The following is a 25,156-nucleotide window of genomic DNA, read 5'->3' as shown; positions in this document are numbered from 1 at the left end:
CTCCTATTACTTTGTCAGGTCGCGGTGGCGCAGGTTGACATTATGAGCGTGTTTGCCCAGATATTGGGCCAGCTGGCGCGCAATGGAAACCGAGCGGTGTCTTCCGCCCGTGCATCCCACCGAGATCACTAACGACATCTTTCCTTCCTGAATATAGCGGGGGATCAAAAATTCCAAAAGCGACCCCGCCCGTTCCACAAATTCACCGGCCGAAGGGTCGGAAAAAACATACCGAAAAACATCTTCATCCAGCCCTGTTTTCTCTTTCAGTTCCGGCACATAATAGGGGTTTTTCAAAAACCTCACATCAAAAACGATATCCGAATCCGCGGGCATCCCATATTTGAAACCGAAGGAAGCCACGGTGATGACCATGCCGCGTTTTTCCTCGTTGCCGGTGGAAAACAGGCTGACCAGATATTCTTTGAAATCATGGGAAGAAAGCGCGCTGGTATCAATGAGAAAATCGGCTTTCGCGCGGATCTGATCGAGCATCTGCCGTTCTTCGATCACCGCTTCCGGCAGCCCGCGCTCATCGGTTTCCAGTGGATGGCGGCGGCGGGATTCTTTATGGCGGTTGAGCAGAACGGTGTTGCTGGCATCCAAGAACAGAATGCGATAGCTGAACGCTTTATCCGCCACCGTTTCCAGCGCCGCGCTGAGCTGGTCATATCCCGCCCCGCTGCGCACATCCACCACAATGGCTACCTTTTTATATTTTTCGGTGCTGCTTTCAAACAGCTCCACGAATCGGGGAATCAGAGAAACAGGCATATTATCGATGCAATAATACCCCATATCCTCCAGCACATCCACAGCGGTGCTTTTCCCGGCGCCCGCCATGCCCGAAATAATCAAACACTCCATCTCATTTTCCCCCATTCCCCGGCCTTTTTATTTCTTATGCCGAATGACCCGCACTTCGCGTTCCAGCTGAACGCCCGTCTGCTCAAGAACGGTTTTTTCCACATGCTCGATCACGGCCAGAACATCTTCACAGGTTGCTTTGCCGCAATTGACGATAAAGCCCGCGTGTTTTTCGGAAACCATGGCATCCCCCACACGATAGCCCTTCAGCCCGCAGCGCTCGATCAGTTCGCCCGCGTAATGGTCTTTGGGGCGTTTGAAAACGCTGCCCGCCGAAGGCAGGTCGATGGGCTGTTTTTCTTTGCGCCTTGCGGCATATTCCGCCATTTTTTCGCGGATCGCGGCAGGGTCGCCTTCTTTCAGCGACAGCTCGGTATATAAAATGATGCTTTCGGGAATTTCTTTGAAACGGCTGGTGCGGTAACCGAAACGGTGTTCTTCCCGATCGATCATGCGCATTTCGCCTTTCGGATCCATATAACAGGTGCGGAACACCAGATCGCCGATCTCGCCGCCATAGGCGCCCGCGTTCATATAAAGCGCGCCGCCCACCGTGCCCGGAATGCCCTGGGCGAATTCCAGACCGCTCAGCCCGTTTTCAGCCGCCACGGCCGCCGCTTTTGAAAGCAGCGCGCCCGCTTCACACCGCAGGATGTGATCGTCATCCACAATGATACTGCCGAAATGAGGCGAGGTTTTGATGACCAACCCGCGATAACCGTCATCGGGGAACAAAATATTGGAACCGTTGCCCATCACCATATAGCGAAAATTGTTTTTGCGGGCCATATAAACAAGGCTCACCAGCTGGCGGATGTTTTTCACTTCGGCCAGCATGGCGGCAGGGCCGCCAATTTTAAATGTGGTGTGTTTGGAAAGCGGTTCTTCTTTTAAAATTTGAATATCTTTATTTTGCAATTCTTCCTGCAAGGTATCATTTTCCATAAAAATCCTCCCAAAATCAAAAGGCGCCGGCGGCCTTGTTTCTTCAAAATCAGCATACATCCTGTCTGGTGTTTTCTTGCCCCGCGCAAACCGCAAAAAGCGAAAAAGCGTTCTTTCGACCATCTTTTTGCATAACGGCGCAATCAGGCGGCGCGATGATACGGAAAGCGCCCTATAATCTATTCGGGCATACAGAGAAAACATGAATGGCAGAAAGCGACTGCGGAACAAACAGGTTGATCACATATAGTGATTATAACACATTCCTATGCCTGTTGCACCAAGAATCCCAATTTCATAGTTCTCCCTTTTTCTGTCATGGCGCGTTCGCCCGCGGCGCTCGATGCCCATTCTTTTTCTCAAAAGGCAAAAACACAGCGGCAAACCTTTTCCGTTTACCGCTGTGAAAAGCGCCGATCTTCGATCGTAATTTTTATTCTTCAGTTTTGTTTTGCTCTGCCAGCATGGTGCGATAAAGCTTGTCGCTCAATTCCTTTGCGGCGTTATGGCCCATGCGTTTGTTGCGGTTATTCATGGCGGCCACTTCCAGGATCACGGCCAGGTTGCGCCCCGGATGCACAGGGATCGTCAGCGACGGCACTTTAATATCTAAAATGGTGGTGGTTTCTTCATCCACCCCAAGGCGATCATAAGGTTTGCCGTCTTCCCATTTTTCCAGATGCACCACAAGATCCACACGCTCTGTGGGTTTCACGGCGCCCATGCCGAACAGGCGGCGCGCGTCGATCACGCCGATGCCGCGCAGCTCGATGAAATAGCGGATCATTTCGGGCGCGCTTCCCACAACGGTTTTGGCCGAAACTTTCTTCAGATCCACCGCGTCATCCGCGATCAGGCGATGGCCGCGCTTCACAAGCTCGATGGCCGTTTCGCTTTTGCCGATGCCGCTGTCGCCCAGCAGCAGGATGCCTTCGCCGTAAACTTCGACCATCACGCCATGCAGGGTGGTTTCGGGCCCCAAATGAACATGGAGCGAAGCCGAAAGCGCCGCGGTGAATTCCATGGTGTTTTCCTGCGTCACCGCGATGGGGATCAGATACTTTTTCGCCATTTCATAACATTCCGAAAACGGCTCATAGCCCCGCGCAAAAACCAGCAGCGGGATCTTTTTTTCAAACAGCCCCGCGAAGCTTTTGCAGCGTTCTTCTGAAGAGAGCCCCTCTAAATAAGCATATTCCACCATGCCGATGGTTTGGATGCCTGTATTATCAAAATGATCGTAAAACCCGGTCAGCTGAAGCGCCGGGCGGTTCACATCTACATTCGTAATATGAATTTCTTCAAAATCTGTGGGCGCCCAACGCACTTCCAGCTTAAATTCATCCACGATCTGGTGCATTTTTACAAAGGGTTTTGCTTTTTCCATGGCCGGTTCCTCCCTAAAAACAAAACAACGCGGTTTCCCGCCGTTGTTTTTGCTTTTTTGTACAAATTGTTTAAGAAACATTATAGCGGATTCCGTATGATTTATCAATAAATACAAAGAACAATTTTTTTATTTTTGCTTGCAATTTAGCATCCATTATGGTAATATAACTTGTGTCGCTTTGTAACTGATTTTAAAGGAGGTGCAGAAAAAATGGCAAAGTGTGATATCTGCGGCAAGGGCGTTACATTTGGGATTAAGGTTTCCCACTCACACAGAAGATCGAACCGGGCTTGGAAGCCTAATGTGAAGCGCGTAAAAGTGCTTGTAGGCGGTACTCCTACCCATGTCAATGTCTGTACCAGATGCCTTCGTTCCGGCAAGGTTACAAGAGCTGTCTAATCAGTTTATTGGAACACCTTGTGTGAAATAATCAATCCTCTGCTGCCGCAGAGGATTTTTTATTTTTCTGCGTTTAAAAAACAGCCTTTCCCGATAAGCCTTTCCGGTCTTATCGCGGGCGGGCTGTTTTTTCATATGATATAAGCGCCGCCATAAAAGCTTCGGGGCTTAAAACGGAAGCTCCTGCTCTTTTACAATGATCTTCCATTCTTCCCGGCTCCCCGCCGCGTGGGGCGAGTGCTGAAGCTTTTCCCACGAAAACAGCGGAACCAGTTCGCGCGCCGAAATCGGCTGCGGTTTTTCCAAAAAGCCTGCCCAAAACCCGATCAGCCCCAAAATTTGCCCGGGCCCAACCCCCTTTTGGCGCAGCGCGCCCAGATCCAAATCTTTTTCGCGTTTGGAAAGCCGCCTGCCATCCGGCTGGCAAAGAAGCGGCAGGTGGGCATATTCGGGCTGTGGAAACCCCCACTGCCGCTGCAGCCAGATCTGCCTTGGGGCGGAATGCAGCAGATCGCAGCCTCTCACCACCTGTGTGACCCCCATCAGGGCGTCATCCACCGTTACCGCCAGCTGATAGGCATACACGCCATCCGCCCGCCGCAAAATGAAATCGCCGCATTCTTCTTTTAAATTTTCACCCACCCTGCCGCAGTTGCGGTCTTCGAAAAAGATGCCCTCATCCGGCACAGCCACCCGCCACGCAGGCTCTTTTTCGCGCATTTTCAGCCGGCGCTGCCGATCGGTCAGCCGGCGGCATTCCCCCGAATAAAGCGGCGTTCCATCGGAAGCATGGGGCGCCTCGGCGGCATGGAGCTGCCCCCTGCTGCAAAAGCAGGGGTAAACAGGCTGTTTTTCCTTCAATTTTTCGAAATAGGTTTCATAGATCTCGCTTCGGCGGCTCTGCTGCCAGCGCGAAGGCGGAATATCCGGCCCATAGCCTCCATCCCAATCCAGCCCCAGCCAGTGCAGGTCTTCTATCAGCCGGCAGATATATTCCGGCTTGCAGCGCTGCCTGTCTAAATCTTCTATTCTTAAAATCATGCGCCCGCCCGCACTTCTCACCGCAAGCCAGGCCATCACGGCGCTGAAGGCATTGCCCAGGTGCATCCTCCCGCTGGGGGTGGGGGCAAATCTGCCCACGATCTCTCTCTTTTCCATGTGTCGTTCCTTTTAAAAAGCAGACGAACCTTTGTGGCTCGTCTGCTTTATTTTTTACCAATTGATATGCTTCATCCAGCTTTCTTCGATCTCATGCTTTTTGCCGCGATTCATCAGTGCATCCACGGTATCTTCCAGACTGACGCCCTGATAAAGCAGATCATAGACCGCGCGGCAGATGGGCAGCTCGATATCCATGTTCTTTGAAAGCTCGAACACCGCCTGCGCCGCAAAATAACCTTCCACCACAGCGCCCACCTGTTTGATGGCCTCTTCGGGTGAAGCGCCGCCGCCGATCAAAAGCCCGGCGCGGCGGTTGCGGGAATGTTCGGAAATGCAGGTCACGATCAGATCGCCGATGCCCGAAAGGCCGGCAAAGGTTTCGTTCTGGCCGCCCATGGCAACGCCGAAGCGCGCCATTTCGGTGATGCCGCGGGTCATGAGCATGGCTTTCGTGTTATCGCCATAGCCCGCGCCATCGCTGATGCCCACCGCAAGCGCCATGATGTTTTTCATCGCGCCGCCCAGTTCGGCCCCAACGATATCAGGCGTTGTATAAACGCGGAACACATGGTTCATAAACGCTTCCTGCACCAATTCGGCGGCCTGTTTGTTCATGGATGCCGCCACCACAGCCGTGGGAACGCCGCGGCCCACTTCTTCCGCGTGGGAAGGGCCTGTCAGCGCCACAATGGGCACTTCGCCCAAAAACACCCGCTGCAGCAGATCGGAAAGCAGCGAATAACCGCTGTTTTTATCGAAGCCTTTGGAAAGCAGCACCATCACCTGATGTTTATTCACAAAAGGCCGCAGCTTCTGGGCCGTTTCGAAAACCGCGAAAGAAGGCACCGCCACCACAACGATATCCGCGCCCTGAGCGCACGAGATCTCGCCGGTAATGCGAACCCTTTCAGGCAGCTTTACGCCGGGCAGCAGCGCAGGGTTTTCCCTCTGCTGCTGCAAAATATCGACTTCTTTTTCAGAAAATGACCACAGGGTCACATCATGGCCGTTTTCGCTGAGCATTTTTGTTGCCGCAATGCCCCAGCTGCCCGCGCCGATTACCGAAATTTTCATAGTTTACCTCCGCATATCCTGCGTTATTGGTTTGCCTGCGCCTTTTTCGATCCGATCTTTGATTCTGTTCCATGGATCAAACGGCGGATATTTTCATGATGTTTCAAAATAACGATCAACGCAATGGCCACACACGCCAGCACATTCCCCTTATCGGGCCAATGCAGAAGCGCGGCGCTGACGGGGAACACCACGGCGCAGATCAGCGAGCCCAGCGAAACATAGCGCGTTGTGATCACGATCAGAATAAACAGGCCGATCACCAAAAAAAAGATTCGCCAGTCATACATCAAAATGGCTGCGCCGGCGCTCATGACCCCTTTTCCGCCCTTGAAGCGGTAATAAACCGGGAAAATATGGCCGATCACTGCCACAAGGCCCGCATAGATCATAGCGGTTTTCCCCAAAATCAGCCGCGCCAGCAACATGGCAAACACGGTTTTCAGCGTATCGCCCAAGGCCACCAGCAGCGCTTTCTTCACGCCGTAATTTCGCAAAGTGTTCGTGGCGCCGGCGTTGCCGCTGCCCACTTTTCGAATATCCTGGCGATAAAACAGCTTGCCGACGGTGATAGAGGTGCTGAACGATCCCAACAAATAGGCCGCCGCCATGGTGACGAGCCACGCCCAAAGCTGATCTGAATACATGGTATTCCTCCCAATGATTTTTCAACACAGCATCGAAAACATCCTCTGTTTTATGAATGCGTGTCTTCGCCCTTTTGGCGGATAATCATTTTAATGGGTGTTCCTTCCATTTGGAACACTGCGCGGATCTGATTTTCAAGATAACGCAAATAAGAATAATGGAACAGCCGCGCATCGTTGCAGAAGCAGACGAATGTGGGGGGCTTGATGCCGATTTGGGTCATATAATAGACCTTCAGACGGCGGCCCTTATCCGTGGGCGGCTGCACTCTGGCGGTGGCTTCCGAAAGAATGGTGTTCAATGTGCCCGTGGTGATGCGCATGGCGTTATTCTGAGAAACGCCGTTGATCACGGGGAACAGATGATCCACACGCTGGCCGGTCTTGGCCGAAATAAACACGATGGGCGCATAGGTCATATAAGCCAGACCTTCGCGCACTTTCTTTTCAAAGTTCTGCTGGGTGTTGGTTTCTTTTTCCACCAGATCCCATTTGTTCACAACGATGATGCAGGCTTTGCCGTTTTCATGGGCATATCCCGCGATTTTGGTATCCTGATCGGTAACGCCTTCCTGCGCATCGATCATGATAAGGCAGACATCTGCGCGCTCAATGGCCATCATGCTGCGCAGAACGCTGATCTTTTCGATGCTTTCATCCACCTTGGATTTTTTGCGGATGCCCGCGGTATCCACGAAAATATATTTTCCGAATTCGTTTTCGATTTTCTGGTCGATGCTGTCGCGGGTAGTGCCCGGCACATCGCTGACGATCACGCGTTCTTCCCCCGCCATGCGGTTGAGAAGCGAAGATTTGCCCACATTGGGTTTGCCGATCAGCGCCACGCGGATGACATCTTCTTCTGCCTCGTCTTCGCCGCTTTCCTTGGGGAAATAACGATAGCATTCATCCAGAAGGTCGCCCGTGCCGTTGCCGTGCATAGCGGAAATGCCGACAGGGTCGCCCATGCCGAGGTTATAAAATTCATAAAACTCGGCGGGCGGAAGCCCAGGGGCATCCAGCTTGTTCACACAGAGCACGACAGGTTTTTTGGACCGCTGCAGCAAGGTGGCCACCTCGTGGTCGGCCGCCGTCACGCCTGTTCGGATATCGGTGATGAAAATGATCACATCCGCCGTATCGATGGCGATCTCTGCCTGCGCACGCATGAATTTCAAAATTTCATTATCGGCCCGCGGCTCGATGCCGCCGGTGTCGATCAGGATAAACTCGCGGTTGCGCCATTCACCTTCCGCATAAATGCGGTCGCGGGTAACGCCCGGAGTATCTTCTACGATTGATTGCTTTTTGCCGATGATACGGTTGAAAAGCATTGATTTACCAACATTTGGTCTGCCAACAATGGCAATTACCGGTTTCTGCTTCATTTCTGTTTCTTCATCCATTTCTCCGGCGTCCGGCCGGCCATCCAGTGTTATTCTTCCGCTTCGCGCTGCATCACAGCATCTAAAAACGCAAACCCCTCTACTTCCACCGGGGTGACAGGGCATTGCAGGCGGCGGCTCAGATCTTCCAGCGAAACATCATCTAAAAATACCGTTTCTCCATGGCGCAGCATACATTGCGGCAGCAGCAGCCGGCGGCCCTGCATTTTTCCTTCCAGCGCGGCGATCAGGTCGCCCCCTGTCAAAAGCCCTGCCACATCTACGCCCTCACCGAAAAATTCATTCTTCACGGCAATGATCTCTCCGCAAAGCCCGGGGCATTTTTTTCTGATTTTATCCAGCATTTTCTGCATGAAGGGCGCCGCGGCCATCCCCGTGGCCACCACAAAGGGGGAAGGCGCGGGCATCTCCTCTTCTTCTAGGCTCAGCGCGCCGCGCAGTTCCTGTTCAAACATCGAAAACAGCCCCACGCCGTTTTCCAGCTGAGGATAATCGCCGTAATATTCTTCGGGCGGATAAGGCAAACCGGCCTTCAAATAAAATTCATCGGCCGCATAGAAAAACACATCGCCATGCTCATCGCGGCATTTCTGCCTCGCCGCGTCGATGATCTCCAGCGTATCCAGCGCATCCTGTTTTGTAACAGGCCGAAGCTGCTCAAGGCCGCAGCGATGCTTTGTGAGCCCTACGGGCACCACGGCAACGCTCACCACCGCGGGATGCATTTTGCCCAGGTCTTCCAGGGTGCGCCGCAGCTCTTCGCCATCGTTCCAGCCGGGGCATACAACGATCTGCGCCTGAATGCGCAGCCCCGCTTCCACGAATTTTTCCAAATATTTCAGGCTTTCGCCGCCCCGCGGGTTCCCCAGCATTTTTTCGCGCAGCTGAGGGTTCGTGGTGTGAACCGAGATATTCAGCGGAGAAATGCGCATGGCGATGATGCGCCGCACATCCTCTTCTGAAAGGTTGGTCATAGAGATATAGTTCCCCAATAAAAAAGACATACGCGCATCGTCATCTTTAAAATATAACGAAGAACGCATTCCCTCGGGCAGCTGATCGATAAAGCAGAATACGCATCGGTTGGCGCATCCGCGCTGTGCATCCATCAGATAAGTGTCAAACGAAAGCCCCAGATCCTGCCCTTCCATCTTATGAAGAGAGATCTTTTTTTCTTTTTTCTCGTCGGCTATCACCAGCGAAAGATGGCTGTCGTAACCATAAAACTTATAATCCAGCACATCCCGAACACGATGCCCGTTGATCGAAACGAGCGTCTGCCCCGCGTGGATCCCCGCCTTTTCGGCCGGGCTGCCCGCATCCACCGCCGTGATCTGTGTTGACAAAATCCATATCCTCCTTTATCGAGGCGGCGAAACCGCCGCCGCTGCCGCATAATAAAAAATAGAGAAGGTAAGCCCCTCTCTATCTTTTCGCTGTGTTATTTGCCGGCATTCTCGACGCTGAGAACTTCACGGCCTTTATAAGTGCCGCAGCTTCTGCAGGCTCTGTGGGGCATTACATATTCGCCGCACTTCGGGCATTTGACCATGCCGGGGACTTCCAGCTTCCAATGCGCACTGCGTCTCTTATCTCTTCTCTGTCTCGAAATTTTACTCTTGGGTACCGCCATCGGTGACACCTCCTCAATCTATAGCAAAGTTTTATTTATCCTGTAAAAGCTCTTGAAGCTTTGCAAGGCGCGGATCGATTTCTTTACGGTTGCAGCCACAATCGCCTTCATTCAAATCATGCCCGCATTTGGGGCACAATCCTTTGCAATCCGGCTTGCAGAGCACTGCCATTTCCATGCTGAGAATCAATTCCTCATGGATGATCTCGTCCAGTTCGAAAGTATCGGAATCGACGATATAAGTGTCATCCGAAACATCGCCGTTATCGTTTTGCGCGATCACCAGCGAGATCTCTAAGTTTTTTTCATATTCCATCGGCTTGGCGCAGCGGGCGCACACGGTAGATACCATGGTTTCCACTTTGGCGTTCAGCCAGAACACATCGGCTTTGTTTTCCAGACTGCCCGTAACCCGTACCGGCTGCTGAAACGGAAATTCAAAGTTGATTTCTTCCTGACTTAAATCTATACTATAGTCAAACGAAATCCTTTGGTCATCCGAAGCCAATACATCACGGAGGTTCAGTTTCATTTGCCCACCTCCCACAATGATACATCAGATATTATAGTGATTCATGCCTCATTTGTCAACAAATAATTTTCAAACAGGAGAACACAGCCCATGAGAGAATTTGAGATCATGCCCAATGACGCCGGCCAGCGGCTGGATAAATTTCTGCAAAAATCCCTGCCCGCCCTGCCGCCGTCGCTGATGCATAAATACATCCGCCTCAAACGGATCAAGGTCAACGGCAAGCGCAGCGAGATTTCTTATAAGCTTGTGCAGGGTGATGTTCTATCATTATATATTAACGACGAGTTTTTTGCAAAGCCTAATGATGAAAAAGCTTTTTTGGCCTTGACCCCCAAGCTTTCCGTTTTATATGAAGACGATCAGATTCTGCTTTGCGACAAGCGCCCCGGCGTGGTGGTGCATGAAGACGCCGACGGCACGGTGGATACTTTGATCAACCAGATCAAAGCTTATCTTTATCAAAACGGCCGGTGGGATCCCGACACCGAACATTCTTTCACCCCCGCTTTGTGCAACCGCATCGACCGCTATACCGGCGGCATCGTGATCGCCGCCAAAACGGCCGAGGCTCTGCGCATCCTCAATGAAAAGATCCGCCTGCATCAGCTTCAGAAATCCTATCTCTGCCTGGTTCACGGCAGGCCCACCCCCCGCACAGCCGTTTTGACCGATTCCCTGTTCAAAAACAGCGAAACCAACACGGTCTCCGTGGTGAGCGACCGCCACCCGGGGGCCAAAACCGCTTCCATGCGCTACACCGTTCTGGAAACACGCGGCAATGTTTCGCTTTTAGAATGTGAACTCTTCACCGGCAGAACGCATCAGATCCGCGTGCAGCTGGCTTCCCGCGGCCACGCGCTGCTGGGCGACACCAAATATGGCATCGCGGCGGAAAACCGTGTTTATGGCCTGAAGCATCAGGCGCTTTATTCCTATAAGCTGCGCTTTGCCTTCGAGGGCGACAACGGTTGTCTGGATTATTTGAACGGGCGTGTTTTTCAGGTGGAGCAGGTTCCTTTTCTCGATCTTTTTCACAAAATTCCGCAAAAATAAAAAAACGAGAAAATCAGAGGTTTCACGCGAAATCGAGAGCATTTCAAAGATTTTTTCAAAGCCGTTTCATTTTTCCCTGTTTTCCACTGTTTTTTTTGGAAAAATCATTGACATTTGTATAGATTGATTATATATTTTGTATTGTTGACTTTTTAGGTCGAACCTATACACATTAATATATATAGGAATTGTTTTCACAGAGAGTAAAGCAACTTATTTTGATGATATTGGGGGATGGGATATGTCTGATTGTCTGATTAAGCTGGAGAATATCCGCAAGGATTTCGGCAGTAAACAAGTTTTAAAATCGATCAATCTTGACGTGCGAAACAAAGAATTTGTCACCTTCCTCGGCCCTTCCGGCTGTGGTAAAACTACCACGCTGCGTATCATCGGCGGTTTCGAATCGCCTGATTCCGGCACGGTTTATTTCGATGGCAAAGCGATCAACAATGTTCCGCCGCATAAGCGCCGCGTCAACACGGTGTTTCAGCGCTATGCCTTGTTCACGCATCTCAATGTTTATGAAAATATCGCCTTCGGGCTTCGCATCAATCATAAAGAACTTTCCGAAAAAGAAATTTCTTCGCGTGTTTCCGAAATGCTGACATTGGTGAATCTATCCGGTTATGAAAAAAGGCAGGTGTCTTCCCTTTCGGGCGGCGAACAGCAGCGCGTGGCCATCGCCCGCGCCCTGATCAACCATCCGCAGGTTCTTTTGCTGGATGAGCCTCTGGGCGCTCTGGATCTGAAACTGCGCAAAGAAATGCAGACCGAATTGAAACGCATCCAGCTGGCGCTGGGCATCACTTTCATTTATGTCACACACGACCAGGAAGAAGCGCTGACCATGAGCGATACCATCGTTGTGATGAACAAAGGCCGTATCCAGCAGGTGGGCACCCCCATCGGCATCTATAACGAGCCCAGCAACGCTTTCGTTGCCGATTTTATCGGTGAAAGCAACATTGTGGATGGCGTGATGGATCGCGACTTTCTCTGCACCTTTGCGGGCAAGCGTTTTGAATGCACCGATAAAGGGTTTGCAGCAAACGAAGCGGTGGATGTGGTCATCCGCCCCGAAGATATGAAGATCGTTCCGCCTTCCGATGAGATTATCTGCGGAACGGTGGAAAGCATCGTTTTCAAAGGCGTTCATTATGAAATGAATGTCCGTTCGGCTGAAGGCACGGTGTGGCTTGTCCATTCCACCATCCCCGAAGTGGTGGGCACCTTCGTCGGGCTTCAGGTGGCGCCTTTTGATATCCACATCATGAAAAAAACCGTGGAGGAGGCTGAGGAATGAAACGATTTCGCTATGCCTCGCTGCCTTTCGCGGCCTATTCGCTGATCTTTATTCTGGCACCCCTGCTGCTGATCATTTTTTACAGCTTCACCGGTTCCGGCGGCGGTTTTTCGCTGGAACATTATAAAGCGTTTTTCAATTTTTCCGACCCTGTCTATCTGGAAGTTTTGTGGCGCTCTGTAAAGGTGGCTGTCATTACCACGGTGATCTGCCTGATTCTGGGGTATCCTATGGCATATATCCTTTCCAAGCTGAAACCCTCGCTGCGCGATACCGCGGCGTTTTTGTTTGTGCTTCCCATGTGGATGAATTTTCTGCTGCGCACCTATGCGTGGATGACCCTTTTAGAGCGCACGGGCCTCATCAACACCCTGCTGGAAAAGCTTGGCCTGCCGGCGCTCGATCTGATGTATACGCAGGCCGCCGTTATTCTGGGCAATGTTTATAATTTCCTGCCCTTCATGATCCTGCCCATTTACACCGTGCTGACAAAAATCGATAAAAGCGTGGTGGAGGCCGCTCAGGATCTGGGCGCCACACGAAGCGTCGTGTTCCGCAAAGTCATTTTCCCGTTAAGCCTTTCGGGCGTTGTTTCGGGCATTTCCATGACTTTCATGCCCGCCGTTTCCACCTTTATCATTTCTCGTTTGCTGGGCGGCGGTCAACAGGCGCTCATCGGCGACATCATCGAAAACCAATTCAAAGTGGTGGGCAACTGGGGCCTTGGTTCGGCCATGAGCGTTGTGCTGATGGTGCTGATTTTGCTGGCCATGAATGTGATGCGCCGCTATGAGGCCGATAATTCAGGGGGGAATGTGCTGCTATGAGAAAAAAACATTCTCCCATTGCGGTGATCTATTCCGCGCTGATTTTCCTTTTTCTTTATGCCCCCATCGTGGTGCTGATCGTCTATTCGTTCAACGCCAACAAATCCCGCGGCAGCTGGGGCGGGTTTTCGCTGAAATGGTATCAATCGCTGTTTGAAAACTCACAGATCATGAGCTCGCTGGGCACAACGCTGACCATCGCTCTGATCTCTTCCATGGTGGCCATGGTCATTGGCACAATGGCCGCGCTGGGGATGTATGCTTCCCGCAAGCGCACACGCAATCTGCTCAACAACATCGCTTCGCTGCCCATGTCGAACCCCGATATCGTCACCGGCGTTTCGCTGATGATCCTCTTCATCTTTTTGGGCATTCGTCTGGGGTATATTTCCCTGCTGCTTTCTCACATTGCGTTTGATGTGCCCTATGTGATCGTTTCGGTTCTGCCCAAGCTCAACCAGATGGATAAGAACACTTTCGAAGCCGCTCAGGATCTGGGCGCCACGCCCATTCAGGCGTTTTTCAAGGTGATCCTGCCCGAGATCCTGCCCGGTATTTTCACGGGCACGATGCTGGCCTTCACCATGTCGCTGGATGATTTCGTGGTTTCCTTCTTCACCGCCGGCAACGGGGTTTCCACCCTTTCCATGACGGTCTATTCCATGACGCGCAAAGGCGTCAAGCCCGAAATCAACGCGATTTCGGCCATAATGTTCGTTACGGTGCTGATCCTTTTGGTCATCATCAATGTTCGGTCTTCCAAAGACGCCCGACAGAAAGAAAAGCAGAATTACTGATCCCGCCGGTCGGGCTCGGTTCTGGATATAACATGATAAGGAGAGTGATGTTAGGGTTGAAAAGAATGGTTTCCCTTGTATTGGCGGCGGTGATGATGTGTTCGCTGCTGACCGCCTGCTCCGGTGGAAGCGATAAACCCACCCTCACAGTGTATAACTGGGGCGATTACATCGGCGAAAATGTAATCGACGAATTCGAAAAGGAATTCAACTGCAAGGTAAATTATGAAATGTTCGAACAGAACGAAGATATGTATACCAAGCTGAAAACCGCCAAAGGCACTTATGATGTTGCCATCCCTTCCGATTATATGATCGAGCGCATGATCCGCGAGAATATGCTGGAAAAGCTGGATAAAGACAAGATCCCCAACCTGCAGTATATCAGCGATTATTGCCTCAACCGCGATTTTGATCCGGGCAACGAGTATTCCGTCCCTTATATGTGGGGCACGGTGGGCATTATTTATAACACCACCATGGTGGATAAGCCCGTGACAAAGTGGAGCGACCTTTGGGATAAAACCTATAAAAAGAACCTGTTTATGATGAACAGCGTTCGTGACAGCATGGGCATTGCTCTGCTGGTCTGCGGCTATGATATCAATTCGCGCGAAGAATCTCAGATCGAAGCCGCCAAAGAAAAGCTGATCGAGCAAAAGCCCCTTGTTCTGGCCTATACAGGCGATGAGATCAAAGATAAAATGATCGCCGGCGAAGCCGCTCTGGCCGTTGTTTATTCCGGCGATGCCGTGACCATGATCGAGCAAAACCCCGATCTGGCCTATGTCATCCCCGAAGAAGGCTCGAACATCTGGTTCGATAACATGTGCATCGTGAAAGATGCGCCCCAAAAAGAACTGGCCGAGAAATTCATCAACTTCATGTGTTCCGAAAAGATCGCCGCCGAGAACCGCGATTATATCAATTATTCCACCCCGCAAAAACAGGTTCTGGAATCGCTGCCCGACAAGGTGAAAAACGATAAGGCTCAATATCCCGATGAAGAAACCCTTGCCCGCTGCGAAATTTATAAAGATCTTGGCGATATGGCCGCGAAATACGATGAATTTTGGACAAAGATCATGGTCAACTGATCGGCCGTTCCACTGATTTTCATACACCCTTCAGAAGATTTCTGAAGGGTGTATTTTTTTCTCTTTCCTTGTGAAAGATACCTTTTGCAAGCCCGGTCGCTGCTTTCAAATGCCCACCCTTCTTTCGTTCCATCCGTTTCATTTTTCCTGTTATTCCCTTTTTACGGCGCCGCCTTCCTTGACTTTACCGGCAGAGTCGGGTAGACTGTTGAATAGTTAAAGGTCTTGTTCCGCAAAACTTTTGAAGAAAACAACTGTTAGAAAGCGCATTTAAAACTTCATCACTTCCAACAGGATGGTATTTCATGTTATTTCACTCTTACTTTTTTATCTTGTTTTTCCTGCCGCTTTGCCTGTTTGGCTATTTTCTGCTGAACAAACTGGCCGACCGGCGTTTTTCCCTTCTTTTTTTGCTGGGGATGTCGCTGTGGTTTTACAGCAGCATGAACCTGCTGTTTCTGCCGGTTCTGGCGGCCAGCATTTGTTTAAATTTTTTTGGCGGGCGCTATCTGCGCAAAACGCAAAACCGTCTTTTTTTGGTTTTGCTGCTTTGCCTGAATATCGGCGCGCTTCTCTATTTTAAATATACAAACTTTTTTATTGATAGCTTCAATTCGTTTTTTTCCGCTTCCGTTCCGCTGCTTCCTCTGCTGCTTCCCCTTGGCATCAGCTTTTTCACTTTTCAGCAGATCGCTTATCTTGTCGATTGCAGCCGAGGCGAAACCGAGCGCTACTCTTTTTTGGAATATGCCGCGTATATCTCTTTCTTCCCCTATGTGATGAGCGGCCCCATCGCGCTGCATGATGAGATCATTCCGCAGTTTCGCGAAGAAAGCACACGCCGTTTTCAATGGGAACATTTCGCACCCGGTCTGATGGCGTTTGCCTTCGGCCTTTTCAAGAAAGTTCTTCTGGCCAGCACCCTCGGCAAAGCCGCCGATTGGGGCTTTGCTTCGATCAGCGGCATGAATTCTTTCACCGCGCTGGCAGTGATGCTCAGCTATACCCTGCAGCTTTATTTCGATTTCAGCGGCTATTGCGACATGGCTTCGGGCATCGGGCTGATGCTGAATATCAAGCTGCCCCAAAATTTCGATTCCCCTTACCGCGCCATGAATATTTCGGAATTCTGGAAGCGCTGGCATATCACTTTGACGCGTTTTTTCACGCGCTATCTCTATTTTCCGCTGGGCGGCAGCCGCCGCGGGTCTTTAAAAACCTATCGCAATATTCTGATCGTTTTTCTCATCAGCGGGCTGTGGCATGGCGCCAACTGGACTTTTTTGCTTTGGGGCCTGCTCCATGGCGCGGCACAGGTCTTTCACCGTCTCTTCAAAACCTCCCTTCAAAAACTGCATCCCGCGTTTGCCTGGCTTTTGACTTTTTCGTTTGTCAATGTGGCCTGGGTCTTTTTCCGTGCGGATTCTGTGGCCGGCGCCGCGGCCTTTTTGAAAAACATCCTGCGGTGTGATTTCGGCAAACTATCGCCCGATTTCACGGCCCGTTTTTCCCTTGTGGAATTTTCAAAGCTTCAGCAATGGCTGGGCATCACCAATGAACGCTGGCATCTGCTGCTTTGTCTGGTGATTTTATGCTTTGGTCTGTTCGCTTCTGTTCAGCTGAAAAACACCGATGAACGCATCAGAGATTTTCGCCCGCGCCCGCTCACGCTGGCGGCAACGATCCTGCTTCTTTTCTGGTCGCTGATCTCCCTTTCAGGGGTCAGTTCCTTCTTGTATTTTACTTTTTAGGCGGTGCTCCATGTATAAACGCTTTTCACTGACTGCCCTTTTCTCGCTGGCGGTGCTGCTGGTTCTTTTCGGCGGGCTCAACAGTTGGATCGACCCGATGTTTCACTATCATCCGCTGCAAAACGGATTCTCTTTTGTCGATTCCAACGAGCGCTATTATAACGCCGGCATCGCCCGCAACTATTCTTATGATTCTTTCATCATCGGCACATCGGTCACGGCGAATTTCAGAGCTTCTCAGTTCGACAAGCTTTTTGGCGCTTCCACCGTCAAACTCACTTTTCCCGACGGCTATTTTTCAGATTTCGACCGTGTGATGCAGATCGCTTTTGAAAACCGCACCATCAAACGCGTTTTCTGCGGCATCGATACCAACATTCTTTCGCGGCCCGATTCTGCCCGAACAGAAAAATTGCCCGAATATCTTTATGACCGCAACCCTTTCAACGATGTAAAATATCTGTTCAACAAGGATGTTTTCTTTGGCCAGGGGGTCAAAATGCTCACCCAGCGCCTTGAAAACACCGGCAAACCTTTTGATGAAATTTCAACTTGGGATGAACGCTTCATCTGGTCGAAGAAAAAAGCGCTTTCTTCTTATCGCCGCCCCGATCCCGCCGCGGAGCCCCTGCCAAAAGATGCCTATGCGGAAGCCGCGGCCGAAAATCTGGCGATCATTACGCGCTGGCTGACCGATCATCCCGATACCGAGTTCTATTTTTTTATGGCTCCCTACAGCATTCTTTATTGGGATGAAGCCAGCCGCCTTGGCAAGATCGATGCGGTATTCGCCTTGCAGCAGCAGGTTCTCGAAACTTTGGCGCAATATCCCAACGCTCGCCTTTATTATTTTATGTCCGATACCGATCTCATCACCGATTTAAATTGTTATACCGATCCCATCCATTATTCCGCCGCCGTCAACCGGCAGCTGGCAGAAAGAATGGCCGCCGGCGACGGCCTTTCCCCCGAAGAGATCGCCCCGCTTCTCGCCCATTTAAAACGCTTTGTCACTTCTTATCCCTATGATACTATTTTTTCATCTTGAAAAGAGGTTTTGACCATGAATTACCGTTTACTGGGCCGCTCGGGCCTGCAAGTCAGCGAAATCGGTCTGGGCTGTGAACATCTGGAAACCCTGCCCTATGAAACCATCTGCTCGGTTTTCGACGCTGCTTTCGAAGGCGGCATCAACATCGTTGATGTTTTTATGTCGGAACCGCAGGTGCGCAGCGATATCGGCCGCGCTTTAAAAGGCCGACGCCAGCGTATGATCCTGCAGGGGCATTTCGGCGCAGTCTGGAAAAACGGCCAATATGGCCGTTCCCGCGATTTAGCCGACAACAAGCGCTTTTTTGAAGATCTGCTGCGGCGGCTGGATACCGATTATATCGATATCGGCATGCTTCACTGTATCGACACCGATGAAGAATTCGACGCCGTGTTCGATCACGGCATCGTCGATTATGCTCTATCGCTGAAAAAGCAGGGCGCGCTGCGCACCCTTGGCATCAGCACCCACGATGCGGCTATCGGCCTGCGCGCCGTGGAAAGCGGCGTGATCGATGTGGTTCTGTTCAGCATCAACCCCGCTTATGACCTTCTGCCCGAAGGTTTGGGTTCCACAGAGCCTTTGTTTGATGAAAAGACCTATCAGCAGCCGCTGTTCGGCGTTCATCCCCGCCGCGATGAATTTTATCGCGCCTGCGAAAATGCGAACATCGGCATCACGGTAATGAAATCGCTGGCCGCGGGTTCACTGCTGGATGCTTCCCGCAGCCCCTTCGGCCTTGCTCTGACCCCCGCCCAATGCATTCACTACGCCATGACCCGCCCCGCCGTGGGCAGCGTTCTGGTGGGCGTGCGCTCGGCGGCGGAACTGCGGCAGGCGCTGGAATATGAAACCGCTTCCGATGAAGAAAAAGATTATTCCGTGCTTCTGGCTTCCACCCCGCAATTTTCCTTAAAGGGCAAATGTATGTATTGCAACCACTGTCTGCCCTGCCCCGCACGGCTGAATATCGCCCAGATCAACAAGCTTTTTGATCTGGCCCAGGCCGCCGGCGGTTCTTCGGCCACGGTGAACGCCCATTATGATTCTTTGGCCCACCACGCCTCTGAATGTCTTGCCTGCCGCGCCTGTGAAGCGCGCTGCCCCTTCGGTGTTCCTATTTCAAGCCGTATGGCGCAGGCCGCTCAGGTTTTCGGAAAATAAAGGTGAAGCGATGAAACTATCGATCACACGCCGAAATTTATGCGGCTTTTTATTGGGCTCTGTTTATACCTTGCTGCTGTTTGGCGGCACCTATTTTTTGAAAACCCACAGTCAGGAATCACGGCAGGTCTTCTTATTGATCTTCTGCGGCATTCTTGGCGGCATTCTGCTGGGCGCCCGCGGCAGAAAATGGGTCCTCGGTGATAAATATCTTCATCCTGGCTATCTTGGCGCCGTGTTGCTTTTGCTGTTCGGCTATCGTCTGCCGCTTACTTATGGCGCTTATATTTACCCTGTGATCTCTTCTTATTATCTCTATGGGCTGCTGGCCGGCTTCTGCCTTGCCCGCGCCCTGCTGCCGCCCCGTGAAGCGCCCCCCTCCCCCAAATAGACTTCTGCCGTCAAAAAGGCTGCCGCATTTTACCGCGGCAGCCTTTCGCTTTATCTTTTTATTGGGCCTTATCGTTTAATTTGGCAAAATGAAGATGATCTTCCCATCTTCCGTTGATGCGCAAATAATCCCGCGAGCGGCCCTCGTATTCGAATTCCAGTTTTTCAAGCACCCGCCGTGAAGCCTGATTTCGGGGCATCACATTGGCCTCGATGCGGTGCAGCCCTCGCTGTTCAAACGCGTGGCAGATCACGGGCGCCAGCGCTTCGGGCATCAGGCCTTTGCCCCGCTGTGTTTCATCGATCTGATAGCCCAGGAAGCAGGAACAGAACGCCCCTTTGGCAATTTGGCTCAAATGCGCAGAGCCGATCACCCGCTCGGGTCTTTCTTTCAAAAAGATCCACCACAAAAGCGAGGTGCCCTGTTGGAACGCCTCTGCTTCCGCGGCCAGCCGCCGCTGCTGAAAAGCCGGCGAAAAATATTCTTCTTCTCTGACAGGTTCAAAGGGTTTTAAATAATCGCGGTTTCTTTTCAGATAATCGCAGACCATCTGCGCCAAGCTCTCTTCCGTGGGGCGCAAAACAAGCCGCGCAGTGGTGAAAATGGTGTTTTCCATTTCTATTTTCCTTCTTTCTGGTTTTTGAGCAGCAGCAGTGTTTCACCCGGATTCATGGTCAGAATTCGGCGCGAAAGACGCGGGCTTTTGATCTTGCGCACCATCAGCGCCAGGGGATTCTGCCCATTCCCGCCATGGATCACCCGCACCTGCATCACCGAAGAAGGCAGCGCCATCAGATAGCGCTCGATATATCGTTTGGCTTCCTGCACCTGCATCCCATGCAGATCCACCGTTTTTTCTGTTTCCATCGCTTTTGTTATCTCCCTGTGAAAAAATCGTTCTTATCATAACAAAATCATACCGCCCTGTCAAAAAAATTCAGCACCAGTAAAAAAATTCAAAAATTTCATCTTGAAAACAGAGGGGGATTGCTGTTATAGTAAAGGTACTGAATATGTGATGAATCACATGAATAAGGGAGGAACCCAATTATGATTTGCAGAACTTATAAAGATTCCACGGATCAAGTTTCTTTGCTGGGCTTTGGCTGCATGCGTCTGCCCAAGATCGATCCTGAGAAATCCGATATCGATATTCCTCAGGCGCAGGCAATGATCGATTATGCCTATGCCCACGGTGTGAATTATTTTGACACCGCTTATCCTTATCACGAGGGCAAAAGCGAGCTGTTTATCGGCGAAGCTTTGAAAAAATATCCCCGTGAAAGCTATCATCTGGTCAGCAAACTGCCTGTCTGGCTGATCAACGAACCCGCCGATACCACCAAATATTTCGAAGAACAGCTGAAGAAATGCCAAACGGAATATTTTGATTATTACCTCTGCCATGCGCTCAACCGCGACCGCCTGCATATCATCCAGAAAAACCACATTTTTGAAACCATGACAAAAGAAAAAGAAGCCGGCCGCATTCGCCATCTGGGCTTCTCTTTCCATGGAACACTGGATATGCTGGAAGAGATTCTGGATGCCTATTCCTGGGATTTTGTGCAGATCCAGCTGAACTATTATGATTGGGAAACACAGAAAGCCAAGGAAGAATATGAAATGATCACCGCCCGCGGCCTGCAGGTGATCGTGATGGAACCCGTTCGCGGCGGCGCGCTGCATACCCTTTGCCCCGAAGCCATCGACATTTTCAAAAAAGCCGACGCCTCTGTTTCCCCCGCTTCCTGGGCGCTGCGCTATGCCGCTTCCAACCCCGCCGTTTTAACGGTTCTCAGCGGCATGAGCACCATGGAACAGGTGAAAGACAATATCCACACCATGGAAAACTTTAAGCCCCTCTCAGCCGAAGAATATGCCGTTATCGATAAAGCGGTGGAAGCCTATCGGCGCAGCAAAACAATCCCCTGCACAGGATGCCGCTATTGCATGGATTGCCCGGCCGGCGTAGATATCCCCGCCGTCTTCAAAATTTATAACCATTATGCCACCACAGAAAACAAGGCTCAGTTCATCGAAGAATATGAAGCCCTGGGCGAAGACAAGCATGCTTCCCATTGTGTGGCCTGCGGCCAGTGCATGACCCAGTGCCCCCAAAGCATCCAGATCCCCGATAAGATGCAGGAAGTCACGGCGCTTTATGAAAAACTGAAAGGCTAACCTTTGCATTTTTGCCCCGAAGATTTTATTGAAAGATAAAGTCTTCGGGGTGTTTTTTCTCCGTTTCCGGCCGCCGAAAGCCTGATTTTTGCCTTGACAAACACCGGCTTTCGCGGTATACTATCCAAGTAAGTTTTGGCATTACGGGGTATAGCGCAGCTGGTAGCGCGCTTGGTTCGGGACCAAGAGGCCTCGGGTTCAAATCCCGATACTCCGACCAAAAGCCGTCGATTAACAGATCGGCGGCTTTTTTCTTTGCTTTTTTCATGATATAATGATTGCATACAGTTGCTGTATCCATTTCACGGCCCGCCTGCGGCGCCGGTTTCCTGATATCATCCATGGTGTCACAAATCCGGAGGCTTGCCGGCCTTAGGCTTTCTTACAAGATATGAGGTGTATTCATGAAAAAATCAGATCACGATGAGCAAAACGGTTTTCAACTGGGCCTGCCGCTGGGCTTATGCTTCGGCGTGGCTTTCGGCATTCTCTTTGATCAGCTCGCGCTGGGCATCGGCATCGGCTTATGCTTTGGGGTCGCTATGGGAAATATGCCCATTGGCAAAAAAGAAAAACAGCAGGATGACGATGATCGCGATGAATGATCGATTTTGCAAACGCTCGATCCATCTTTTTATGGGATCTTGCCGATAAAGTTGTTATTTAGGGGAGGGTTTCCCATGATATCTCAAACCGAGCGGCTTATTTTGCGCAATTTAAACGCGGATGATCTGGAGGAACTGTTTGATTACCGAAATGCCGAAGCCTGTTCCCACTTTCAGCGCTGGGAAGATACTTCAAAAGAATATCTGAAGACCTTCATCGACCGCTATCAAAAGGATATTTTTCTATCTGACGCGCCGCAGCAGCATTATGCCATCAGCTTAAAAAACGGCCGTTTGATCGGCGATATCGCCTATTTTTATAATGCGGCCGAAAAATGTATCACCTTGGGCTACACCATTTCTTATCGATACCATCGGCAGGGCTTCGCTTTTGAAATCTTATCCGCCCTGATTCCCGAAATTCAGCGCAGTTATCCTGATTTTGAACTGGTGGCGCTGGTGGAAGGGGAGAACCTGCCCAGCATCGGGCTTTTGCAAAAGCTTGGTTTCCATCGGGAATGTTATGCCGAAAAAATTCATTCATGGATCTATTGCATTCCACCCGCGGTCAAACATGAAACAAAAGAAGCCTTGCTTCAGGCCAATCACTGCGATAAACGCAAAATATGATTTTACTTGTGCATACACAAAAATAAAAGAGCGCGGCTTGTTGCCCCGCTCTTTTTTATATTCTTATTCTGTTGTTTCGCTTAACCAAACAATAGCGGTGTTATAGTGGAAACGGCCAGCCCGATAACCCCGCAGCATACCATCACCAGAATGGGGCTCCATTTCAGCTTTCTCAAAATAACAAACGCGCCCGCGAACAAAACCGCGCCCATCCAATTGACAGAGCTCAGATGCACGCCTTTGCCTGCAAACAGCACCAAATTTAAAATAGAAATGCCTGCCGAAGCAATGAGCGCCACCACGGTGGGGCGCAGGCATCCCAAAATGGTTTGCAGGGTGCTGCCGTCTTTGAACCGCTTATAAAGATAGGCCAGCAGAGAAACAATGAACAGCGAAGGGAAAATCGACCCGAAGGTGGCAAGCAGCGCCCCGGGGATGCCCGCAATGCGAATCCCCACAAAGGTAGCCGAATTGATGGCGATAGGCCCCGGCGTCATTTCGGCAATGGTGATCAGATCGGTGAATTCGCTCATGGTGAGCCATCCGTGATAAGCCACCACCTGGCTTTGGATCAACGGCAGCGCCGCATATCCGCCGCCGATGCTGAACAGCCCGATTTGCAGAAAGCTCCAAAACAGCTGAAGATAGATCATTGTTTTGCCCCCTTTCTGCGGGCGGCCAACACTTTGACAACGCCAATGAGCGCCGCCGCCAAAATAATATAGACCACATTGATTTTAAAGAAAAAGGTCGCGCAGAAAGCCAATACCATCATGATGATATTCTGCTTGTTCCGGCCTTCCACCACTTTGCCGCCCAGTTGGAACACCACATCAAAAATCACCGCCGCCACGCCGGCCTGCATCCCTTTGAGCAGATATCCCACATAGCGGTTGGTGGCAAACGCGGCATAGAAAAAGGAGATGACCGAAAGAATAATCATCGGCGGCAAAATCGTGCCCAGCACAGCCACCAGCATCCCCACAAATCCGCCCATGCGCCAGCCCACCAGTATAGAGGTGTTCACAGCAATGGCTCCGGGCGCCGATTGCGCCAGCGCCGTGAGATCCAACATTTCATTTTCGTTCAGCCAATGCAGTTCATCCACATATTTTCGCTTCATAAAAGTGATAATAACAAAGCCGCCGCCAAAGGTAAATGCGCTGATATAAAAATTGCTCCAGAAAAGGGTCAGCAGCAAGCGCCCTTTCCCCATCTTTTTGGGTTCTGTTTCCATCTCTTCATCCCTTTCTTTTCCTTGTTATTGTATCACTTGCATTATAATTATAGAAATGCTATTATTTTATTAAAACAATAACTAAACTGATATGATAGAGGATTTATTATGACGCTTCGGCATATGCGCATCTTCATTCAGGTTTATCAAACGCAAAATATCACCAAAGCCGCCGCCCTGCTGCATATGACACAGCCCGCGGTGACCCGTTCCATTCAAGAGATCGAGCATCATTACGGCGTTCGGCTGTTCGAGCGCATCAATCACCGTCTTTCCGTCACAGAAATGGGCAAGCTGCTGTATCAGCAGGCCGTTCATATCGTCGATTCGTTTGATTCTTTGGAAAAAGGCCTTTATCAGGGCGACAGTTTCGGGGTTTTGCGCGTGGGCGCCACCATCACCATCGGCAACCATGCCCTGCCGCAGCTGTTGGTGCGCTTTCAACAGCAATATCCTCATGTGCGCGTGGAATGTATGATTTTGAACGCCGGCGCTTTGCAGGCGGCGCTGGCCCAAAACAAGCTGGATATCGCGCTGATCGAAAGCACCATCGATGACCCCGATCTTTGCTACCAGGTGTTTTCCCATGATCAGCTTCGGCTGATCACGCCGCCAGACCATCCGCTGCTGCAAAAAGACCGGGTCCTTCTGAATGATCTGGTTGCTTATCCCTTATTGATGCGTGAAGAAGGCAGCGCCGGGCGCACTTTTTTAGAGCATGTGTTTGCCTCCCGCGGGCTGCCGCTTCGCCCTGCCACCGTCAGCATCAGCACCCATGCCATTCTCAAAGCCGTCCATTATGGGCTGGGCATCTCGCTTCTGCCCCATCAGCTGGTGGAAGAAGATATCAAAAACGGCAATGTCTTGACAAAAGACATTGCCGATGTGGATCTGTCGCGCCAGCATATGATCGTCTGGCATCGCAATAAGTATCTTTCCCCCATGCTGCAAGCTTTCATGGCCCTTTGCGAAGCAGCCCCGCCGGAAGCCGATCTGGGGGAATAAT

General features: G+C 51.0%; 28 protein-coding genes and 1 tRNA gene. 15 read left to right on the top strand and 14 right to left on the bottom strand.

Going from position 1 to position 25,156, the window contains the following annotated elements; all coding sequences use genetic code 11:
• Positions 1-6: 6 nt before the first annotated feature.
• The 3 genes from rapZ to hprK all read right to left on the bottom strand — a co-directional run bounded on the left by rapZ (position 7) and on the right by hprK (position 3,199).
• Positions 7-867 (bottom strand): RNase adapter RapZ, encoded by an 861-nt coding sequence (gene rapZ / locus ACJA3I_RS06015; protein ID WP_458861707.1) that lies wholly within the window; start codon positions 865-867, stop codon positions 7-9.
• Between the two features lie 27 nt (positions 868-894).
• Positions 895-1,812, bottom strand: coding sequence for a UDP-N-acetylmuramate dehydrogenase (gene murB, locus ACJA3I_RS06010; RefSeq protein ID WP_458861706.1), 918 nt, complete (start codon positions 1,810-1,812; stop codon positions 895-897).
• 433 nt (positions 1,813-2,245) lie between these two features.
• Complete coding sequence (gene hprK, locus ACJA3I_RS06005; RefSeq protein WP_458861705.1) at positions 2,246-3,199, bottom strand: HPr(Ser) kinase/phosphatase; 954 nt, start codon at positions 3,197-3,199, stop codon at positions 2,246-2,248.
• Between the two features lie 213 nt (positions 3,200-3,412).
• Here hprK and rpmB point away from each other — a divergent pair, with 213 nt between their 5' ends.
• Positions 3,413-3,601 (top strand): 50S ribosomal protein L28, encoded by a 189-nt coding sequence (rpmB, locus tag ACJA3I_RS06000; protein ID WP_458861704.1) that lies wholly within the window; start codon positions 3,413-3,415, stop codon positions 3,599-3,601.
• A 168-nt stretch (positions 3,602-3,769) separates the two neighbouring features.
• On the opposite strand, the gene gluQRS is transcribed toward rpmB, so the two are convergent.
• The 7 genes from gluQRS to ACJA3I_RS05965 form a co-directional block, all read right to left on the bottom strand.
• Positions 3,770-4,759 carry a tRNA glutamyl-Q(34) synthetase GluQRS gene (gene gluQRS, locus ACJA3I_RS05995; RefSeq protein WP_458861703.1) on the bottom strand — a complete coding sequence of 330 codons (990 nt, stop codon included), beginning with the start codon at positions 4,757-4,759 and terminating at the stop codon, positions 3,770-3,772.
• A 54-nt stretch (positions 4,760-4,813) separates the two neighbouring features.
• Complete coding sequence (locus ACJA3I_RS05990) at positions 4,814-5,836, bottom strand: NAD(P)H-dependent glycerol-3-phosphate dehydrogenase (RefSeq protein ID WP_458861702.1); 1,023 nt, start codon at positions 5,834-5,836, stop codon at positions 4,814-4,816.
• A gap of 23 nt (positions 5,837-5,859) precedes the next feature.
• Positions 5,860-6,483: a glycerol-3-phosphate 1-O-acyltransferase PlsY gene (gene plsY, locus ACJA3I_RS05985; RefSeq protein WP_458861701.1), complete on the bottom strand. Its 624-nt coding sequence runs from the start codon at positions 6,481-6,483 to the stop codon at positions 5,860-5,862.
• 50 nt (positions 6,484-6,533) lie between these two features.
• Positions 6,534-7,889: a ribosome biogenesis GTPase Der gene (der, locus tag ACJA3I_RS05980; protein WP_458861700.1), complete on the bottom strand. Its 1,356-nt coding sequence runs from the start codon at positions 7,887-7,889 to the stop codon at positions 6,534-6,536.
• A gap of 29 nt (positions 7,890-7,918) precedes the next feature.
• On the bottom strand, positions 7,919-9,235 hold the full coding sequence (locus ACJA3I_RS05975; protein ID WP_458861699.1) for a DUF512 domain-containing protein: 1,317 nt from the start codon (positions 9,233-9,235) through the stop codon (positions 7,919-7,921).
• Positions 9,236-9,330: 95 nt separating this feature from the next.
• Positions 9,331-9,522 (bottom strand): 50S ribosomal protein L32, encoded by a 192-nt coding sequence (gene rpmF, locus ACJA3I_RS05970; protein WP_458861698.1) that lies wholly within the window; start codon positions 9,520-9,522, stop codon positions 9,331-9,333.
• Between the two features lie 31 nt (positions 9,523-9,553).
• Positions 9,554-10,054, bottom strand: coding sequence for a YceD family protein (locus tag ACJA3I_RS05965; protein ID WP_458861697.1), 501 nt, complete (start codon positions 10,052-10,054; stop codon positions 9,554-9,556).
• Between the two features lie 90 nt (positions 10,055-10,144).
• Between ACJA3I_RS05965 and ACJA3I_RS05960 the strand changes: the two genes are divergently transcribed.
• The 9 genes from ACJA3I_RS05960 (at position 10,145) to ACJA3I_RS05920 (ending at position 19,494) form a co-directional block, all read left to right on the top strand.
• Positions 10,145-11,110, top strand: coding sequence for an RluA family pseudouridine synthase (locus ACJA3I_RS05960; RefSeq protein WP_458861696.1), 966 nt, complete (start codon positions 10,145-10,147; stop codon positions 11,108-11,110).
• A 241-nt stretch (positions 11,111-11,351) separates the two neighbouring features.
• Entirely contained in the window at positions 11,352-12,416 is a 1,065-nt protein-coding gene (locus ACJA3I_RS05955) for an ABC transporter ATP-binding protein (RefSeq protein WP_458861695.1), read from the top strand.
• Positions 12,413-13,243: an ABC transporter permease gene (locus tag ACJA3I_RS05950; RefSeq protein ID WP_458861694.1), complete on the top strand. Its 831-nt coding sequence runs from the start codon at positions 12,413-12,415 to the stop codon at positions 13,241-13,243. The genes ACJA3I_RS05955 and ACJA3I_RS05950 overlap by 4 nt, the downstream gene beginning before the upstream one ends.
• Entirely contained in the window at positions 13,240-14,040 is an 801-nt protein-coding gene (locus ACJA3I_RS05945; protein WP_458861693.1) for an ABC transporter permease, read from the top strand. Before ACJA3I_RS05950 ends, ACJA3I_RS05945 begins: the two co-directional genes overlap by 4 nt.
• A gap of 47 nt (positions 14,041-14,087) precedes the next feature.
• Positions 14,088-15,137, top strand: a complete 1,050-nt coding sequence (locus tag ACJA3I_RS05940; protein ID WP_458861692.1) for an ABC transporter substrate-binding protein — start codon at positions 14,088-14,090, stop codon at positions 15,135-15,137.
• A 305-nt stretch (positions 15,138-15,442) separates the two neighbouring features.
• Positions 15,443-16,888: an MBOAT family O-acyltransferase gene (locus ACJA3I_RS05935; RefSeq protein WP_458861691.1), complete on the top strand. Its 1,446-nt coding sequence runs from the start codon at positions 15,443-15,445 to the stop codon at positions 16,886-16,888.
• 10 nt (positions 16,889-16,898) lie between these two features.
• Complete coding sequence (locus ACJA3I_RS05930) at positions 16,899-17,936, top strand: hypothetical protein (protein WP_458861690.1); 1,038 nt, start codon at positions 16,899-16,901, stop codon at positions 17,934-17,936.
• A gap of 15 nt (positions 17,937-17,951) precedes the next feature.
• Positions 17,952-19,103, top strand: a complete 1,152-nt coding sequence (locus ACJA3I_RS05925; protein ID WP_458861689.1) for an aldo/keto reductase — start codon at positions 17,952-17,954, stop codon at positions 19,101-19,103.
• A gap of 10 nt (positions 19,104-19,113) precedes the next feature.
• Complete coding sequence (locus ACJA3I_RS05920; RefSeq protein ID WP_458861688.1) at positions 19,114-19,494, top strand: hypothetical protein; 381 nt, start codon at positions 19,114-19,116, stop codon at positions 19,492-19,494.
• Between the two features lie 58 nt (positions 19,495-19,552).
• On the opposite strand, the gene ACJA3I_RS05915 is transcribed toward ACJA3I_RS05920, so the two are convergent.
• Entirely contained in the window at positions 19,553-20,110 is a 558-nt protein-coding gene (locus tag ACJA3I_RS05915) for a GNAT family N-acetyltransferase (protein WP_458861687.1), read from the bottom strand.
• Positions 20,111-20,112: 2 nt separating this feature from the next.
• A complete protein-coding gene (locus tag ACJA3I_RS05910; protein WP_458861686.1) occupies positions 20,113-20,361 on the bottom strand; it encodes a Smr/MutS family protein in 249 nt (82 codons plus the stop codon).
• Between the two features lie 183 nt (positions 20,362-20,544).
• Between ACJA3I_RS05910 and ACJA3I_RS05905 the strand changes: the two genes are divergently transcribed.
• From ACJA3I_RS05905 to ACJA3I_RS05890, 4 genes are all read left to right on the top strand, one after another.
• Positions 20,545-21,678 (top strand): aldo/keto reductase, encoded by a 1,134-nt coding sequence (locus tag ACJA3I_RS05905; protein ID WP_458861685.1) that lies wholly within the window; start codon positions 20,545-20,547, stop codon positions 21,676-21,678.
• A gap of 144 nt (positions 21,679-21,822) precedes the next feature.
• Positions 21,823-21,898, top strand: a tRNA-Pro gene (locus ACJA3I_RS05900).
• Between the two features lie 184 nt (positions 21,899-22,082).
• Positions 22,083-22,283: a hypothetical protein gene (locus ACJA3I_RS05895; protein ID WP_458861684.1), complete on the top strand. Its 201-nt coding sequence runs from the start codon at positions 22,083-22,085 to the stop codon at positions 22,281-22,283.
• Between the two features lie 75 nt (positions 22,284-22,358).
• Positions 22,359-22,913, top strand: coding sequence for a GNAT family N-acetyltransferase (locus tag ACJA3I_RS05890; protein ID WP_458861683.1), 555 nt, complete (start codon positions 22,359-22,361; stop codon positions 22,911-22,913).
• An 80-nt stretch (positions 22,914-22,993) separates the two neighbouring features.
• On the opposite strand, the gene ACJA3I_RS05885 is transcribed toward ACJA3I_RS05890, so the two are convergent.
• Positions 22,994-23,566: a chromate transporter gene (locus ACJA3I_RS05885; RefSeq protein ID WP_458861682.1), complete on the bottom strand. Its 573-nt coding sequence runs from the start codon at positions 23,564-23,566 to the stop codon at positions 22,994-22,996.
• Positions 23,563-24,150: a chromate transporter gene (locus tag ACJA3I_RS05880; protein WP_458861681.1), complete on the bottom strand. Its 588-nt coding sequence runs from the start codon at positions 24,148-24,150 to the stop codon at positions 23,563-23,565. Before ACJA3I_RS05880 ends, ACJA3I_RS05885 begins: the two co-directional genes overlap by 4 nt.
• A 108-nt stretch (positions 24,151-24,258) precedes the next feature.
• Here ACJA3I_RS05880 and ACJA3I_RS05875 point away from each other — a divergent pair, with 108 nt between their 5' ends.
• The gene (locus tag ACJA3I_RS05875) at positions 24,259-25,155 is read left to right on the top strand and encodes a LysR substrate-binding domain-containing protein (RefSeq protein ID WP_458861680.1); all 897 of its coding nucleotides are present in this window, start codon (positions 24,259-24,261) and stop codon (positions 25,153-25,155) included.
• Position 25,156 lies beyond the last annotated feature (1 nt).

It is taken from the genome of Acidaminobacterium chupaoyuni, from assembly GCF_047936785.1.
GTDB lineage: Bacteria > Bacillota > Clostridia > Oscillospirales > Butyricicoccaceae > Acidaminobacterium > Acidaminobacterium chupaoyuni.
This window is presented reverse-complemented; position numbering and strand designations above follow the sequence as displayed.

Coding starts and splice junctions, on each gene's coding strand:
- ACJA3I_RS05930 (WP_458861690.1), top strand. CDS start 16,899: ATGTATAAACGCTTTTCACTGACTGCCCTTTTCTCGCTGGCGGTGCTG.
- ACJA3I_RS05910 (WP_458861686.1), bottom strand. CDS start 20,361: ATGGAAACAGAAAAAACGGTGGATCTGCATGGGATGCAGGTGCAGGAA.
- ACJA3I_RS05875 (WP_458861680.1), top strand. CDS start 24,259: ATGACGCTTCGGCATATGCGCATCTTCATTCAGGTTTATCAAACGCAA.
- rpmF (WP_458861698.1), bottom strand. CDS start 9,522: ATGGCGGTACCCAAGAGTAAAATTTCGAGACAGAGAAGAGATAAGAGA.
- ACJA3I_RS05880 (WP_458861681.1), bottom strand. CDS start 24,150: ATGGAAACAGAACCCAAAAAGATGGGGAAAGGGCGCTTGCTGCTGACC.
- ACJA3I_RS05925 (WP_458861689.1), top strand. CDS start 17,952: ATGAATTACCGTTTACTGGGCCGCTCGGGCCTGCAAGTCAGCGAAATC.
- ACJA3I_RS05935 (WP_458861691.1), top strand. CDS start 15,443: ATGTTATTTCACTCTTACTTTTTTATCTTGTTTTTCCTGCCGCTTTGC.
- hprK (WP_458861705.1), bottom strand. CDS start 3,199: ATGGAAAAAGCAAAACCCTTTGTAAAAATGCACCAGATCGTGGATGAA.
- der (WP_458861700.1), bottom strand. CDS start 7,889: ATGGATGAAGAAACAGAAATGAAGCAGAAACCGGTAATTGCCATTGTT.
- ACJA3I_RS05950 (WP_458861694.1), top strand. CDS start 12,413: ATGAAACGATTTCGCTATGCCTCGCTGCCTTTCGCGGCCTATTCGCTG.
- rapZ (WP_458861707.1), bottom strand. CDS start 867: ATGGAGTGTTTGATTATTTCGGGCATGGCGGGCGCCGGGAAAAGCACC.
- murB (WP_458861706.1), bottom strand. CDS start 1,812: ATGGAAAATGATACCTTGCAGGAAGAATTGCAAAATAAAGATATTCAA.
- ACJA3I_RS05990 (WP_458861702.1), bottom strand. CDS start 5,836: ATGAAAATTTCGGTAATCGGCGCGGGCAGCTGGGGCATTGCGGCAACA.
- ACJA3I_RS05945 (WP_458861693.1), top strand. CDS start 13,240: ATGAGAAAAAAACATTCTCCCATTGCGGTGATCTATTCCGCGCTGATT.
- ACJA3I_RS05940 (WP_458861692.1), top strand. CDS start 14,088: ATGTTAGGGTTGAAAAGAATGGTTTCCCTTGTATTGGCGGCGGTGATG.
- gluQRS (WP_458861703.1), bottom strand. CDS start 4,759: ATGGAAAAGAGAGAGATCGTGGGCAGATTTGCCCCCACCCCCAGCGGG.
- ACJA3I_RS05905 (WP_458861685.1), top strand. CDS start 20,545: ATGATTTGCAGAACTTATAAAGATTCCACGGATCAAGTTTCTTTGCTG.
- ACJA3I_RS05885 (WP_458861682.1), bottom strand. CDS start 23,566: ATGATCTATCTTCAGCTGTTTTGGAGCTTTCTGCAAATCGGGCTGTTC.
- ACJA3I_RS05965 (WP_458861697.1), bottom strand. CDS start 10,054: ATGAAACTGAACCTCCGTGATGTATTGGCTTCGGATGACCAAAGGATT.
- plsY (WP_458861701.1), bottom strand. CDS start 6,483: ATGTATTCAGATCAGCTTTGGGCGTGGCTCGTCACCATGGCGGCGGCC.
- rpmB (WP_458861704.1), top strand. CDS start 3,413: ATGGCAAAGTGTGATATCTGCGGCAAGGGCGTTACATTTGGGATTAAG.
- ACJA3I_RS05915 (WP_458861687.1), bottom strand. CDS start 20,110: ATGGAAAACACCATTTTCACCACTGCGCGGCTTGTTTTGCGCCCCACG.
- ACJA3I_RS05960 (WP_458861696.1), top strand. CDS start 10,145: ATGAGAGAATTTGAGATCATGCCCAATGACGCCGGCCAGCGGCTGGAT.
- ACJA3I_RS05955 (WP_458861695.1), top strand. CDS start 11,352: ATGTCTGATTGTCTGATTAAGCTGGAGAATATCCGCAAGGATTTCGGC.
- ACJA3I_RS05920 (WP_458861688.1), top strand. CDS start 19,114: ATGAAACTATCGATCACACGCCGAAATTTATGCGGCTTTTTATTGGGC.
- ACJA3I_RS05890 (WP_458861683.1), top strand. CDS start 22,359: ATGATATCTCAAACCGAGCGGCTTATTTTGCGCAATTTAAACGCGGAT.
- ACJA3I_RS05895 (WP_458861684.1), top strand. CDS start 22,083: ATGAAAAAATCAGATCACGATGAGCAAAACGGTTTTCAACTGGGCCTG.